Genomic DNA, 14,820 nt, shown 5'->3' with positions numbered 1-14,820 from the left:
AACGAAAGCAAATGCAGTTATTTTTTACACCGGATTTAAATCCTTCATTAGAAAATTTTATCCTTAGTGAGGAAGAAAGTAAACATGCTATTCGTGTGCTTCGTATGGATACTGGCGATCGTTTACATCTCATAGACGGTCGCGGTGGTTTGTACGAAGCTCAAATTATTGATCCGCACCCCAAACGTACTGTTCTCACTATTTTAAATGTTGCGGAAGACTTTCAGCGGCCGAAATATCATTTGCATATTGCTATTGGTCCAACGAAGAATATTGATCGCATCGAATGGTTTTTGGAAAAGGCGACTGAGGTTGGAATTCAAGAAATAACTCCAGTTATCTGTGAGCATTCTGAGCGAAAAGAGGTGAAATTAGATCGTCTAAATAAGGTGGTTGTTGCAGCGATGAAACAATCGTTGAAAGCCTATCTTCCCAAGCTAAATCCAGCCGTATCGTTTAAACAGTTTTTGAGAGAAATCCCAAAAGAAGGTGTTCAAAAAGCAATTGCACACTGTGTTGACGCTGAAAAGAAGTATTTAAACCAGGTTTTGGAGCCTGCTCAGCATTATATTATCCTCATTGGTCCGGAAGGAGATTTCTCTGAAGAGGAAATTGATTTGGCACTACAGATGGGGTTTCATCCGATTTCGTTGGGAGAAGCGCGCTTAAGGACCGAAACAGCTGCGTTAGCGACCTGTATGGAAGTTTCCCTGCTGAATAGATAATAGGGAATAAAAGTCGACTCTGGCCCATTAAATAGGCTGTGAGAGATCTGCAAAGCCCATTTAATGGTTTAATAATAGACGCTAGTTTATTTTATTGGTTCTGCATCTACAATCTGAATTTCAGCATTTCCTTTAAGCGGATCTTTGGTAAAGATCATTTTCCCTTTTAATTTAATAGGATCCTCAGAGAATTTTATTGCATTGCCCTTTAATGTTACTTCAACCATTGGTGGTATTCCGTTGGATCCACAGAATTGACATTGCATCACGGGTAATACAGACATCATAAAGTTTTTATGATTACGGCCACTATGAAGAGGAACCATGTAACCAGGTAATTCAACAATTTTATTTTCAAGCGCTTTAAGTTCTTTTGGATAGAAAGGAGTATATACTTTCTTTGCCCCATTATAAGTTACTTTATAAGCCATCTTATCAATTGCTTCCCAAGTTTTGTTCATCATAGGTGTATGATCGGGAACATCCGGATTACCGCCTATTTGGGCTTGGGACTGTATGGTACAGAATAATATAAATAAGAATACTGTCAGTGTTTTTTTCATGTGTTATGCTATTGTTATGTATCGAGAAGCTGTTCGTCTGTATTTTCCATTTTCCTGTCTAATGGATAAGCGACTCTTCTTATTGCGATCTTTTGTCGTTGTGTGATCTTAGTTAAACTTATTTATTTGATAGTGTTCCAGAAATACTTGTCCTGTAGGCCTTGATCGCCGGAATAAGTGCTGCGAAGATACCTATTAAACAAGCAACAAACAAGAAAATCAGTTCTTTCGGATGAAGTGTAAAGGCCTCTATAAAATCGGCGCTTTGACTTGTCTGACTACTGATATAGTAAAGCGCTAGATGTGCCATTATAAGTCCAATTAACCCACCAAGGATCGTAATGGTTAGTCCTTCAAGAAGCACAATGGCAAAGAGTTTTCCTTTGGAGGCTCCAAGCGTACGCATGATGGCAAGGTCGTATTTACGTTGCTTTAATGCGTTATATAAATTAATAAAGACGCTTAAACCTGCAATAAACATAATTACATAAGCGAGTATCGATAAAGAATCTATCCCTACGCCTAATAGCGAGAATAGACGAGTGCTTTCCATGGCGGGAGATGCGGCCTGCATGTCTGTTTGCTGATCAATCAATTTTGGCAAAATTCCTATTGCTGCAGGGGATTGATATTTTAGTAGAATGGCGGTTATTTCCAGTCCATTCTGCTTTACCATGTCGGCACCTATTGACTTCACAAACATGCCTTCCTCTGCGTGCTCATGATGGTCTTCCTGCTCGTGATGTCCTTTTTCGTTCGTTTTGGCTGGAGCAGATGAATTTTCTGCTATATCTTCACCATGATGGTGAAGATGCGCTTTGAGGGTTTCTTCTCGGTCTTCTTGACGTTCGCGTAATTCTTTCTCTACTGCTGTTTCTTGATGCTCATGTTTATGTGCAATGCCATGTACATCCCAAACACTTTCTAAGTTAGTTAGAATTAAGTTATCGGTAACGTTATTGTTATGTTTTAGAATGCCAACAATGGTAAACGGATGCTCGTCATGATGATGTCCATCTTTGCTCAAGCCATGTGAACTATGGATCTGATCGCCAATTTTGAGCTGTTGTTTTTTTGCAACTTGATCACCAATGACTACTTCAAAATTACTTTGCCAGATACGACCTTCAGCTACAGATGTTTCGTAAATAGACAAGAAAGATGAATCGGTTCCAACGATGCGATGGCCTTTGAAATTGTCACCTAAAGATAGGGGCACTGCAAGCTGAACAAGGGGATTTTGACGTAATGGTTCCAGTTCGTCCAGTGGGATATTGCCGGTTGGATTGTCAATATGATAAATACTTGATAAGATCAATTGAAGGGGGCTTCCCTTAGCTCCAACAACCAAATCAATATTTTTACTGTTATTGTCAAGCTGCTTTTCAAAAGTTTCGCCGGTAATTGAAAGCACGGCAAGGATGGAAATTCCAAACGCCGTTAACAGAATGCTTAGAAAGACCGAGCCAAACTGTCTACTTAAATTTTTCCAAACCAATTGTATCGTGTTCATAACAAATTTTAAAAAGTAAAGGGTGACGTGTAAATAAAGTAAAACAATTATTTTAAAAGGTACATTTTGGAGAACTGATCTTTTATTCTCTTGTCGTGTGTTGTTATCAGTAAAGTCGATCCTGCAGTGTCAGCTATCGATAACAGTAGTTCTAATACTCTGTAGGTATTGTTGTCGTCTAGAGCGGCAGTCGGTTCGTCAGCAATAAGTAGGGCTGGTTTATTGATGATGCTGCGTGCAATAGCAGCACGTTGTAATTGGCCGCGACTCAATTCGTTCGGGTAGGCATCACTTTTTTGATCTAATTGCAGTTGCGTCAATATGAAATGTATTGCATTAAGGTCTATTCTTTTTCCTGCTAAAGATTGTGCCAACCTGATGTTTTCCAAAAGTGTTAAATTTCTTAGGAGGTGAGCCTCTTGGAATATAAATCCGATATATTGCGCACGAAACTGATCCAATTTGCTGTTTGATAATAAGGATAGGTCTTGGTTATTTATTTTGACCAGACCTGTCTCTGGTCGTGACAAGCCTCCTAATATATTAAGTAGCGTTGTTTTTCCAGAACCTGAATCCCCCAATAACAGCGTATGCTGACCTTTCTCGATGTGAATATCTGGAAATTCAATTGGCGTTGAATTAGGATACTGAAATGATAACTGTGTTGTCGATACGATTGGAGTGCTCATGAGGATCAGAAATTGAAAATATATTCAAACTTAGATAAATTGCTTTTTATATGCAATATAATTGCAATTATATTGCATATAAAAAGCAATTTACTGCAGTGGGTTAACAGTTGGCAATGGAAGATGATCGGTCTCTCTCAACTAGCAGTACCACTTATCTATATAAAACCGTTACACGGTCTTCATTAAGGTATAAATTAGAAAAATAATCTTATTGTGTTAATAAATTAAGCGCTTAATAATTTTATTACACTTCTTTAATATGCTGTCCCATTAAGGGGGGCAAATATTTGTATAAATTGTATAAACAGCCATTTTTTGCTGAAAATCAAGAAAAATAGGAGGTGAGTAACATTAAATTAACAACTGATTGATGTAATGGTAATTTGTTGTTAATGTTAATCTAATATTCTGCTAATAGATTTGCAGAAACAAAAAACAAATAAATTGAAACCACAATTACAACTTAAAGGAATCGCTGCTGCCATGACACTTGTAGTAGCTGCATCAACAACAGTTTATGCACAAAGTAGTGGGAAGTTAATGGGGACTATTACTAATAGTAAGACTGGTGAAACAATCACCGGAGTAACTGTTCGTATTTTAGGAACATCAAGAGGTGGAAGCTCTGATGTATCCGGAAAGTACAGTATTCCAGCTTTACCGGCAGGTAAATATACTGTAGAATATATTTATATTGGTTACTCGACAAAGCAAGTTACCGAGGTTGAGATTAAAGCGAATGATTTGACCAATTTAGATATCGTTCTTGATAATTCAGAAGGACAGGTGTTAGATCAAGTTGTGGTTACGGGATCTTTTAAGAAAGAATCTATTGGTGCATTATATTCGCAACAAAAAAATAGTGCATTGATTTCTGATGGTATTTCAAGTGAGCAGATTAGAAGATCGCCAGATAAAAATACATCCGAAGCATTACGTCGGGTCAGTGGTACGACAATTCAAGATAATAAGTTTGTCATCGTTCGCGGTTTGAGTGATCGTTATAACGTTGCTATGATGGACGGCTCGGTACTACCAAGTACAGAAGCCAATCGTCGTGCATTTTCATTTGATATTATTCCTTCAAATCTTATTGATAAAATAACGATCTCAAAAACAGCTACTCCAGATTTACCAGCAGATTTTGCAGGGGGAGCTGTACAGATAACAACAAAAGATATTCCTGATCAAAATTTCATTTCTTTTGGTTTAGGCTATGGTTATAACACTGCCTCAACTTTTAAAGACTTTTTGCAAACAAAAAAGAATTTTCAAAACTACTTAGGTTTTGATGATGGTTCAAGTCAGTTGGCTAAAAATTATCCTTCGCGAGAGGCATTCGCGGCTGGTTTATCGCAAAAGTGGCAACGTTTAACTATGAAATCGTTGTCGAATGATTTTTCAGTTGAAAATAAGAAGGCTCTTCCCTCTCAAGCTTATCAATTTTCTTTGGGTCGAGTAAAGCAATATGATAATAATAATAAGTTTGGTGCATTATTTTCCGTGAATTACAGGAATTCCCAAAACATCTTGTCAAATATTGAGCGGAAGTGGTATCAGTATGATTACAAAGATAATCAATATAAGTTTACAACGAATTTGGGGGCAATGGCTAATTTCGGTTATTCTTTTGGAAAGAATAAAATCTCTTGGAAGAACTTGTACAATAGAAATTATGATAACTTATATACTGAGCGAACAGGAACACATCTTGGAACGACATCAGTAAATAAATTCTATGCTTTTGATATTTTGCAAAAATCATTGTTCAAGTCAACCTTGGAAGGAGATCATGTACTTTCGGATCTAAATGATAGAATTAAATGGACAGCATCCTATAGCAACATTAAAAACAACCAACCGAATCAGATGAAAATCAATTATGCAAAAGCGATTGATAAAGAAAATGATTCTACAGTTCCTTATTTGGCCAACATTACAAGTCCTAGTAAAGAGAATACGCGTTTGTTTTCAGATCTTAATGAAAATGTTTTCTCTGGTGAGTTAAACTATGCTAGACCAATGAATTTTCTATCGGCTCCAGCTACATTGAAAGTTGGTGCTGGAGCGAATTATCGTCATCGTGATTTTGATGCGCGTTTTGTTGGCCTTGTCTTAGATGTGATTAAGATGGATTCAAAATTAGCTGATCAAATACGTGAACTTTCTCCAGATAAAATATTTGCTCCAGATTTGATCGATAAAAACTATTTTAAATACGATGAAATCCAAATGCCTGGTGACTTCTATACGGCAAAATCAATGACAGGATTTGGGTACGCTATGATGGACCAAAAGTTAATGGATAAGTTTCGTGTAGTCTATGGTTTGCGTGTTGAAAATTATAACGTTCAAATTGACACGGACAAAAAGGACGTTGATGATACAAAACTAGACTTTTTGCCGTCAATTAATATGACTTATAGTTTAAATAGCAAAACAAATCTTAGAGCTTCCTATTATAGAACAATTGCTCGTCCAGAGTTACGAGAATTAGCACCATTTAGTTTTTATGATTACGAGCAATTTGGAACTATTTCAGGGAATACAAAATTAAAAAGAAGCGCAATCAATAATGCGGATTTGAGATTTGAAATATATCCTAAGGCTGGCGAAATCTTTTCAATCTCTGCATTCTATAAACAGTTTACAGATGCTATTGAAGCATCTCGCTATGATGTGAATTCGACAGTTGATGTTTCCTATTTTAATACACCAAAAGCAACGTTATATGGAGCTGAGTTAGAGGCAAGAAAGAAATTGGATTTTATCAATGAAAATCAATTGTTTTCTAACACAACTGCATATGTAAACCTTTCTTATGTGCATTCGAAGGTGACAAATCCGACTGATCAAGATTATAAAGAGAAAACTAGACCTATGGTTGGACAATCGCCCTATACAATCAATGCAGGATTGCAACATAGTGCACTGGATAATAAATTAAATGTCAATGTCCTTTTTAACCGCATTGGTAAGCGGATAGCGCAAGCAGGAGGAATTACCTTTGCCAGTGCTTACGAAGCACCTCGTAATGTATTAGATGCGCAAGTTGGCTACAAATTGATGAAGAATAAAGCGGAGGTAAAGGTTAATTTGGGTGATATCTTGAATAATCCTGTAAACGTATATTTTGATAATGAAGCTAAGGAAATTCTATATCGCTATAAGGCCGGCGGAAATTATTCATTATCATTTAATTATACATTTTAATAGTAATATAAACTTAATATTACATTAAATATAAAGACATAATTAATGTATTTTTTTGTATCAAGATTTTAAAGCTTAAAAAATGAAAAAAAGATTTTTATTCTTCTCACTAGCAGCGTTATTATTTGCTGGAGCATGTAAGGAAACAACAATTACGGATGAAGGTGGCGGTACTGAAACTCCAACAAATCCTGAAAATCAAAATGTCGTAGAGATCTCAGGTGAGATAACAACTAATACAACTTGGACATCAGATAAAATCTATGTTTTAAAAGGTTTCGTATATGTAAGTAATGGCGCCACTTTAACAATTGAACCTGGAACTATTATTAAAGGTGATAAAGCTTCAAAAGCTACATTAACAATTACAAGGGGGGCTAAAATTAATGCAATAGGAACAGCAGACAAACCAATTGTATTTACATCTAATTTGGCGGCTGGAGCTCGTTCCCAAGGAGATTGGGGCGGAGTAATTCTTTTAGGCAAGGCTCCTGTTAACCAAGGTACAGATGTTAAGATCGAAGGTGGTCTTGCCGCACCAATAGGCAAGGAAGAAAAAAATTATATTTATTATGGAGGAACTGATGCTGCAGACAACTCAGGAACTTTAAAATATGTTCGTATTGAGTTTGCTGGTATCGCGTATTCTGTAGACAATGAAATTAATGGATTGACAATGGGAGGTGTAGGAAATGGTACAACATTGGAATATATCCAAGTCTACCGTTCAGGTGATGATGCCTTTGAATGGTTCGGTGGTACAGTAAATGCAAAACATCTTTTGGCCGTAGGTACTTGGGATGATGATTTTGATACAGATTTTGGGTATTCTGGTAATGTCCAATTTGCATTAGCACAACGTGTGCCTACAGTTGCAGATCAGTCGGGTTCGAATGGATATGAATCTGATAATAATGCTACAGGAACAGTTCAAACGCCCAAAACATCAGCAGTATTTTCTAATGTAACTGTTCTTGGCCCTATTCAAAAAGCTGGTGGATCTTTTAATGCAAATTATCAACATGGTGCACAAATTCGTAGAAATTCCTCTATTAGCATCTTAAATTCTGTTATATCAGGTTTCCCGTTAGCAGGTCTGTATATTGATGATACAAAGGTTGCTGTAGCTAATTCAACTTCAAATAACTTCCTAACTGGCTCTGCTGTGTTTGAAAATAACTTGGTATACGGTTCTAAAGATGCAGATTTGAAAGTTAGTTCAACGGACAACGCTGCTGCTATATCAACACTTATAAGGGCGAAGAATGTTTTCGATAATAGTAAATATGCTTCTGAGTTGTTTGTAGCACCATATAATTTCGGTTCTGATTTTTCAAATACAAGTGCTACTCCAGATTTTAAAGTTTTATCAGGATCTGCAGCTGCTAGTGGTGCGATTTTTACCAACGCTAAGGTTTCGGGAAGTTTCTTCGAGAAAGTGGCTTATAAAGGTGCTTTTGGTACGACAGATTGGACAAGTGGTTGGGCTCATTATGATCCACAGAACTTGGCATATACAACTCCTGGACAAGTAAAATAATTATAGTTTAGTTAAATAAATAGAAAATCCTGCCTCGTGCAGGATTTTTTTTGTAGCATGTATGTTAAATAATTCGTTATTGAAAATAATAAACTAAACTTTAAAATATGAAAAGAACGATCTATCTATTGGTACTAAGTGTTACTTTACTATTTGTTGCCTGTAAAAAATCAGATGATAAAACTGATTCAGAAACTAAAGGTCTTCATGTAAAAATAAAGGGAATTTCTGGCTGGGGTGAATTTGTAAATATCAGTGTGGATCAAAATAAGACAGAAGTAAAATATGCTGCGGGAACTACTGGTAATCCTCAAACTGTAAAAGATAAAAGTTATAAAACAAGTGAAGACACCTTTAGAAAGTTATCCTCTTATGTCGAAACCTATAACTTAATGGAGGCTAAAATTCAGGAATGCGCACGTTGTGCAGATGGAACAGATTATGTGATCACAATCAAATCTAGTGGGAAAGAAAATACGGTAACAATTGCAGCATACCGAACCGATGGTAAATACGCCGATGTGCTTGATTTTATAAACAAGCTTTAGATCAAACAAAAGCGCTGTGGAGGATTAATTATTCTTCTGCAAAATGACGATTTTCACCTAGATTCTGTGATATAAAGCGAATGTGAAACCTCGGTATAATGTGATATTATCTCGGCTCGTAATGATAAACAATCTGATAAGACTGATTTTTAAGCTCCTCAGACAATTGACCTATATCTAGTGTTTGCGCTTGTGGAGTAGGCTCACAGACAGAATAATATTTTCCATTGTACAAAATAGCATCACCGATAGGATGTTCAAATTGAACGGCCATCGTTACATGCGTGGGATAGAGCAAGGTGATCATAGGTAGATTGTAGATTTCCTTTACCAGATAAAAAAACAGGGCAACACGGTCATCACAGTCACTGTATTTATTCAATAGTGTTTGTTCTGCAGAAAGGCGCTTTTCGGATCCGAAATTATCTTCGTCATTTTCGTATAAGAATGCATATCGCGTAAATCGCATTAAATAATCGACACCTTCCTGCTGATTTTTTCCTTTTAAATTTTCCTTGAGGGCAGGAATCAGGGATTGATAAGTCTCTTTGCTGAGTGGAATATTGAAATAAGTTTCGAAATCTACACCCGGATAGTTTTTAAAAAGATCACTGATATCTTCATTCAACTTGACATTAAAATGGTAGGCTTTATGTCCATAATTGAACTCAATTTGCTTCTCCTTATAATTTGCTGGTACAAAATCAGGTAATTTTGTGATTTTATAACTAAAATCTTCAATGGCTTCTGGTACTTTAATCTTAACAGGAATATAGGTGTCTGCACGTTTAAAGAGCTTTCCATAGTCATGGAAGTTTAAACAGGTGTATTTCTTACCATCGATTTCAAAAAAGGGAATATCAGAGATATCTTCTTTGTTCTGAATGAAAAATATGATCTGATTATTACCCACAGCCAAACGGGCATCATAACCGGATTTACACATTAAAAACCATTTATATAAAGTATAGCGTGTATAATTTTCGGCTTTCGGGGCAATCTGTTGTGCGGTGCGGCGAATCAGCTGATAATATACCCAATCATTTAAATGATGTTCATCTTTGTATTCGAGAAGGCTATTTATAAGCTGTATGTAATCCGTCTGATCAGCTATTTGATAGAATTTTTGTATGTGGGCTATTGTTAAGCTGTCTTTGAATGGAATATTAAAGGAGGGGGGGACATCAATAGATACTTTGCCATCGTAAAAATCGAAATCGTGATGCTGCGCCTGTAGCTGTTGTGAAGCACAGGTTAGCCAAATTAAAATGGTCAAAAACAGCCTATGGATTTCCCTTAATTTCAATTGTTAACAATTTAATAACATTGCATTAATATAAAATTAACGATAAAATTTGCTTTTTTTGTACATTGAAGGAATTATTATTAAAAAATTACAATCTATTTTTAGGTTTTAGATTCTCCTTTTTCATTTTTAAAATCCGTATCTTCGTGCAATGGATAATTTTATTGTTTCTGCACGTAAATACCGCCCGATTACCTTTGATTCGGTTGTAGGTCAGCAACACATCACTGGTACCTTAAAGAATGCAATTCACAACAACCAGTTGGCGCAAGCATTTTTGTTTTGTGGTCCCCGCGGTGTGGGGAAAACTACCTGTGCACGGATTTTAGCTAAAACAATAAATTGTGAAAACATCTTGGCAGGTACCGAACCCTGTGGCGCATGTGATAGCTGTAAGTCTTTCCAAAATGGAAATTCTTTCAGTATTCATGAACTGGATGCGGCATCCAATAATTCCGTAGACGATATCCGTAACCTGATTGATCAAGTACGTATACCACCTCAGGCTGGAAAATATAAAATCTATATCATAGATGAGGTGCATATGCTTTCTCAAGCGGCTTTCAATGCTTTTTTGAAGACTTTAGAGGAGCCACCTTCCTATGCTATCTTTATTCTGGCGACCACAGAAAAACATAAGATTTTACCTACTATTCTTTCGCGCTGTCAGATTTTCGATTTTAATCGGATCAAAGTGGAAGATATGGCAAGTCATTTGGCCCGTATCGCTGACAGAGAAGGTATTGCTTATGATCAGGACGGATTACATATCATTGCCCAAAAGGCCGATGGTGGCCTTCGGGATGCCTTGTCGATGTTCGATCAGATCGTCAGTTTTTCCAATAAAAATGTCACCTATCAAGCTGTAATCGATAATTTGAATATCTTGGATTACGATTATTATTTTAAGCTAACAGATGCTATTTTAACTGAGGATGCGGCACAAACCTTATTGATTTTCAATGAGATTTTAAATCACGGATTTGACGGCAGTCATTTCATAGCAGGTCTGTCAGTGCATTTCAGAAATTTGTTGGTTGCTAAGGAGCCAACTACGCTAAAATTATTGGAAGTCAGTGATAGTATTCGTCAAAAGTATCTGCAGCAGTCCCAAAAAGCTTCTCCAGGATTTTTGTTATCTGCATTGAATATTTCCAATCAATGTGAGATCAACTATAAGACAAGTAAAAATCAACGCCTGCAAGTTGAACTTTCACTCCTCAAGACATGTCATATCGCAAGTGCGATTAAATTGAGCCAGCTTGGATCGGTACAGATTCCTTCGGCAACCGAGGGCGTAAAAAAAAAACTTCCTGAGCCAGTAGTTGGACAAGCGCAACAAACTTCGGTAGTCTCCACTCCGCAAGCAACTTCTCCTGCGAATGCTCCTGTCGTTGAAAACCATGTGGCACCGCGTTCGCAAGCTAACCCCGTAAATTATCAGGCTTCCGAGACTAAGGAAGAGGTGAAAAAAGATCCTATTTCCAACGTGCCCCCTAAAGTAAAAAAAGGCGGGTGGGGAGCATCTACTGCAGCAATTATTCCGTCTTTGCCGGATTTGAATACCATATACGATAACAATGCGGTTGCCAAAGAAGGGGATGAACCAGAATTAATACGTGGGAACGAACAGCGTGATGTTTCATTCGGCCAATTTATTACTGTTTGGAACAGTTATGCTGAACAGCTTAAAACAGAAAACAAGATCAACCTGTACACCATGATGACGGCTATGCAACCCCGATTAAATGGTGTATTGATTGAAATTGATGTTGAAAATGGTGTTCAGATGGATGTATTGCAAAGCGCAAAGGTTGATGTACTGAACTACCTACGTGTGAAACTCCAGAATTTTTCGTTGGATCTGCAGGGGGTGATGATGGAACATACTATTTCACGCAAACCCTATACTTCCCAGGAGAAGTATCAAGCCATGGTCAATAAAAACCCGCTTTTAGATACTTTGCGGAAAGAGTTTAACTTGGGGCTAAGCTAATTCAAACACGCTAGTTGTTTTTTATTTTTGTACATTTGCAAACTCTTCCATGAAGAGGGAAATATTTAGTATTTATTATGCAAGGAAATTTTCAGAGACGTGATCGCGACCACGGGGAAAGACGTGAAGTGAATCAGATGGTATTTGGTATTCGTGCTGTCATCGAAGCAATCGATAGTGGTAAAGAGATCGAGTCATTATTTATACAACGCGGTTTGAGCGGCAGTTTGATTCTAGAATTGAAAGCCTTGTTAAAGGAACATAATATCGCTTCTCAACAGGTGCCAATTGAAAAATTAAACCGGATAACACGTAAAAATCATCAAGGTGTAATTGCGGTTATTTCTCCAATTACCTATCATGATATAGAAGAACTTCTCCCTCAGATTTATGAAAAAGGTGAAACTCCTTTACTTCTGATGTTGGATGGAGTGACAGATGTGCGCAATTTGGGTGCTATTGCACGTACAGCAGAATGTTCTGGGGTCCATGCCATCATTGTCCCTAAAAAGGGCTCGGCTGAGGTTAACCCTGATGCGATTAAAACATCTGCTGGAGCACTCTATAAAATCCCTGTCTGTCGCCATGATAGCTTGTCCAAAGTTGGTAAATTTTTGATTGATTCAGGTGTACAGTTAGTTGCCAGTACAGAAAAGACAACGTCGAGCATTTACGATGTGGATTATACAGCTCCAACCTGTGTGATTATGGGTGCGGAGGATGTTGGTGTTTCCAATGACCTAATCCGCATTGCCGACCACCTGGCCAAGATACCAATGTACGGTGAAATAGGTTCGTTAAATGTATCTGTATCGGCCGCAGTAGTGATCTATGAAGCGATTCGCCAACGGATTGTTAAAAAATAAAGAATATAATTTAGTTGATTACAAAAAAAGCCTTTGTTTTGACAAAGGCTTTTTTTGTAGACTAGTTTTGATAAATATCTTCAATCTCTTGTCCGTATTTTTGCAAGATAACTTTTCTTTTCATTTTTAACGTCGGTGTCAATTCACCGGTTTCAACGGTCATTTCGTCGGGGACTATGATGAACTTCTTGATCTGCTCCCAGCTGCCAAAATTTTGATTAATTCGGTTGAGTTCCGATCCCATTTTCTGTTTCAGTTCTAGGCTATTTAGAAAATCTAGTCTAGAAAGATTGGCAAGGGCGGGAAATGCACTTCTTGACCATTCTAGAAGATTATTATAGTTGGGAACAATCAACGCCGCAGGAAATTTGCGGCCTTCTCCAAGTACCATAGCCTGTTCGATAAATGAAGATTCGACCAGTTTAGATTCGATCTGCTGCGGAACGATATATTTTCCTCCAGAAGTCTTGAACATCTCTTTCTTTCGGTCTATAATTTTGAGAAATTTACCGTCTACCCATTCACCAATATCTCCTGTGTACAACCAGCCATCTTTGATCGCTTCTGCTGTTGCCTCTGGATTTTTATAATAGCCAATCATATTATTCTCGCCTTTAGTCAATATTTCTCCATCGTCAGCAAGCTTTATTTCGATATTAATTAACGGTAAGCCTACAGTACCAATTTTCATACCTCGTTTATAGCAGTTTACAGCGATACATGGTCCCGCCTCAGTGAGGCCATAACCTTCATATATTGGAATTCCTGCTGCCATATACAGACGGATTAATCTTTCCTGTAAAGCAGCACTCCCGGAGGCAATTCCTTTGATGTCACCACCTAATGCTTCGCGCCATTTTGAAAAAACTAATTTACGGGCAATGTTCAGTTGAAAGTCATACCACCATGTACGTCCCTCCAGTTTGTATTGTTCACCAACGCTCAAGGACCAGAAGAATAGCTTACGCTTGACTCCTGTTAATTGCTCTCCTGTAGCCATAATCTTCTCATAAACTTTCTCCAATACACGAGGTACAGCGGAAAAAATATGCGGTTTAACGGATTTAAAATCTTCACCTATCGTATCCATCGATTGAGCAAAGAAGATTGTCAAACCTTTGTACATATATACATATTGGAATACGCGTTCATAGGCATGACAAACTGGAAGAAAGGAGAGGGCACGATCACCTCGTTCGACAGGAAAGGAATATTCACTACTCAACGTATCTGCCAATAAATTTTTATGAGACAACATAACACCTTTGGGATTTCCTGTTGTGCCAGAGGTGTAAATGATGGACGCCAATGTATTGGTTTTTATACCATCACGTAGTTGGTTTAGCGTTTCATCTGTAATGATTTCGCCCTTGGAGACGAAGTCATGCCAATGGTGTAGACCATCCTCTTTGTCTAGACTGTAAATAGCATTTAGTTGCGGACAATCATCTTGTATCGTTAATATCTTTGTGTATAGTGTCTTTGAACTAACAATACACTTCCTGATTTCGGCATGATTGAAGATATACGTGTAATCTAAGGTCGAAATATTAGGGTAAATAGCGACTACTACAGCTCCAATTTGTTGAATGGCAAAATCAAGGATATTCCACTCGATGCGGTTCTCACTAATTAATGCTACTTTCTCTCCCGGCTGAACACCTAGGGCGATCAAACCTTTTGATGTCTTATTGACCCGTTCAATAAATTCGGTATTACTTACTTTTATCCACTCGTTGTCTTTTTTGAAAGAAAACATAGGGAAATCTGGTGCAATAGCATATTGCAAGCTTGCTAAATCAAATAATCTTGTTGCTGTTGGCATGTTGGAAATCCAGTTCATGTAATACAGCTAATT

General features: G+C 37.4%; 11 protein-coding genes. 6 read left to right on the top strand and 5 right to left on the bottom strand.

Features of this window, described 5'->3' with window-relative positions:
• Positions 1-11 precede the first annotated feature (11 nt).
• Positions 12-725, top strand: a complete 714-nt coding sequence (locus A9970_RS17260) for a 16S rRNA (uracil(1498)-N(3))-methyltransferase (RefSeq protein ID WP_182983207.1) — start codon at positions 12-14, stop codon at positions 723-725.
• An 86-nt stretch (positions 726-811) separates the two neighbouring features.
• On the opposite strand, the gene A9970_RS17255 is transcribed toward A9970_RS17260, so the two are convergent.
• The 3 genes from A9970_RS17255 to A9970_RS17245 all read right to left on the bottom strand — a co-directional run bounded on the left by A9970_RS17255 (position 812) and on the right by A9970_RS17245 (position 3,490).
• Entirely contained in the window at positions 812-1,288 is a 477-nt protein-coding gene (locus A9970_RS17255) for a hypothetical protein (protein ID WP_159729181.1), read from the bottom strand.
• Positions 1,289-1,406: 118 nt separating this feature from the next.
• Entirely contained in the window at positions 1,407-2,801 is a 1,395-nt protein-coding gene (locus A9970_RS17250) for an FtsX-like permease family protein (protein ID WP_182983206.1), read from the bottom strand.
• 47 nt (positions 2,802-2,848) lie between these two features.
• Positions 2,849-3,490, bottom strand: coding sequence for an ABC transporter ATP-binding protein (locus tag A9970_RS17245; protein ID WP_182983205.1), 642 nt, complete (start codon positions 3,488-3,490; stop codon positions 2,849-2,851).
• A 447-nt stretch (positions 3,491-3,937) separates the two neighbouring features.
• Between A9970_RS17245 and A9970_RS17240 the strand changes: the two genes are divergently transcribed.
• The 3 genes from A9970_RS17240 (at position 3,938) to A9970_RS17230 (ending at position 8,794) form a co-directional block, all read left to right on the top strand.
• Positions 3,938-6,706: a TonB-dependent receptor gene (locus A9970_RS17240; RefSeq protein ID WP_259655424.1), complete on the top strand. Its 2,769-nt coding sequence runs from the start codon at positions 3,938-3,940 to the stop codon at positions 6,704-6,706.
• Between the two features lie 82 nt (positions 6,707-6,788).
• Positions 6,789-8,246, top strand: a complete 1,458-nt coding sequence (locus A9970_RS17235) for a hypothetical protein (protein ID WP_182983204.1) — start codon at positions 6,789-6,791, stop codon at positions 8,244-8,246.
• A gap of 107 nt (positions 8,247-8,353) precedes the next feature.
• Positions 8,354-8,794, top strand: coding sequence for a hypothetical protein (locus A9970_RS17230; protein WP_182983203.1), 441 nt, complete (start codon positions 8,354-8,356; stop codon positions 8,792-8,794).
• 106 nt (positions 8,795-8,900) lie between these two features.
• On the opposite strand, the gene A9970_RS17225 is transcribed toward A9970_RS17230, so the two are convergent.
• Entirely contained in the window at positions 8,901-10,100 is a 1,200-nt protein-coding gene (locus A9970_RS17225) for a hypothetical protein (protein WP_259655423.1), read from the bottom strand.
• Between the two features lie 151 nt (positions 10,101-10,251).
• Between A9970_RS17225 and A9970_RS17220 the strand changes: the two genes are divergently transcribed.
• Positions 10,252-12,096, top strand: coding sequence for a DNA polymerase III subunit gamma/tau (locus tag A9970_RS17220; RefSeq protein WP_182983202.1), 1,845 nt, complete (start codon positions 10,252-10,254; stop codon positions 12,094-12,096).
• Between the two features lie 77 nt (positions 12,097-12,173).
• Positions 12,174-12,962, top strand: a complete 789-nt coding sequence (gene rlmB / locus A9970_RS17215; protein ID WP_046672182.1) for a 23S rRNA (guanosine(2251)-2'-O)-methyltransferase RlmB — start codon at positions 12,174-12,176, stop codon at positions 12,960-12,962.
• A gap of 61 nt (positions 12,963-13,023) precedes the next feature.
• Here rlmB and A9970_RS17210 read toward each other — a convergent pair whose 3' ends face one another.
• Positions 13,024-14,805 (bottom strand): long-chain fatty acid--CoA ligase, encoded by a 1,782-nt coding sequence (locus tag A9970_RS17210; RefSeq protein WP_220801642.1) that lies wholly within the window; start codon positions 14,803-14,805, stop codon positions 13,024-13,026.
• Between the last annotated feature and the right edge of the window lie 15 nt (positions 14,806-14,820).

It is taken from the genome of Sphingobacterium sp. UME9 (assembly GCF_014170215.1).
GTDB classification, from domain to species: domain Bacteria; phylum Bacteroidota; class Bacteroidia; order Sphingobacteriales; family Sphingobacteriaceae; genus Sphingobacterium; species Sphingobacterium paramultivorum.
Note: the sequence above shows the minus strand (reverse complement) of the source record. Positions and strands in the feature narration are given on the sequence as shown.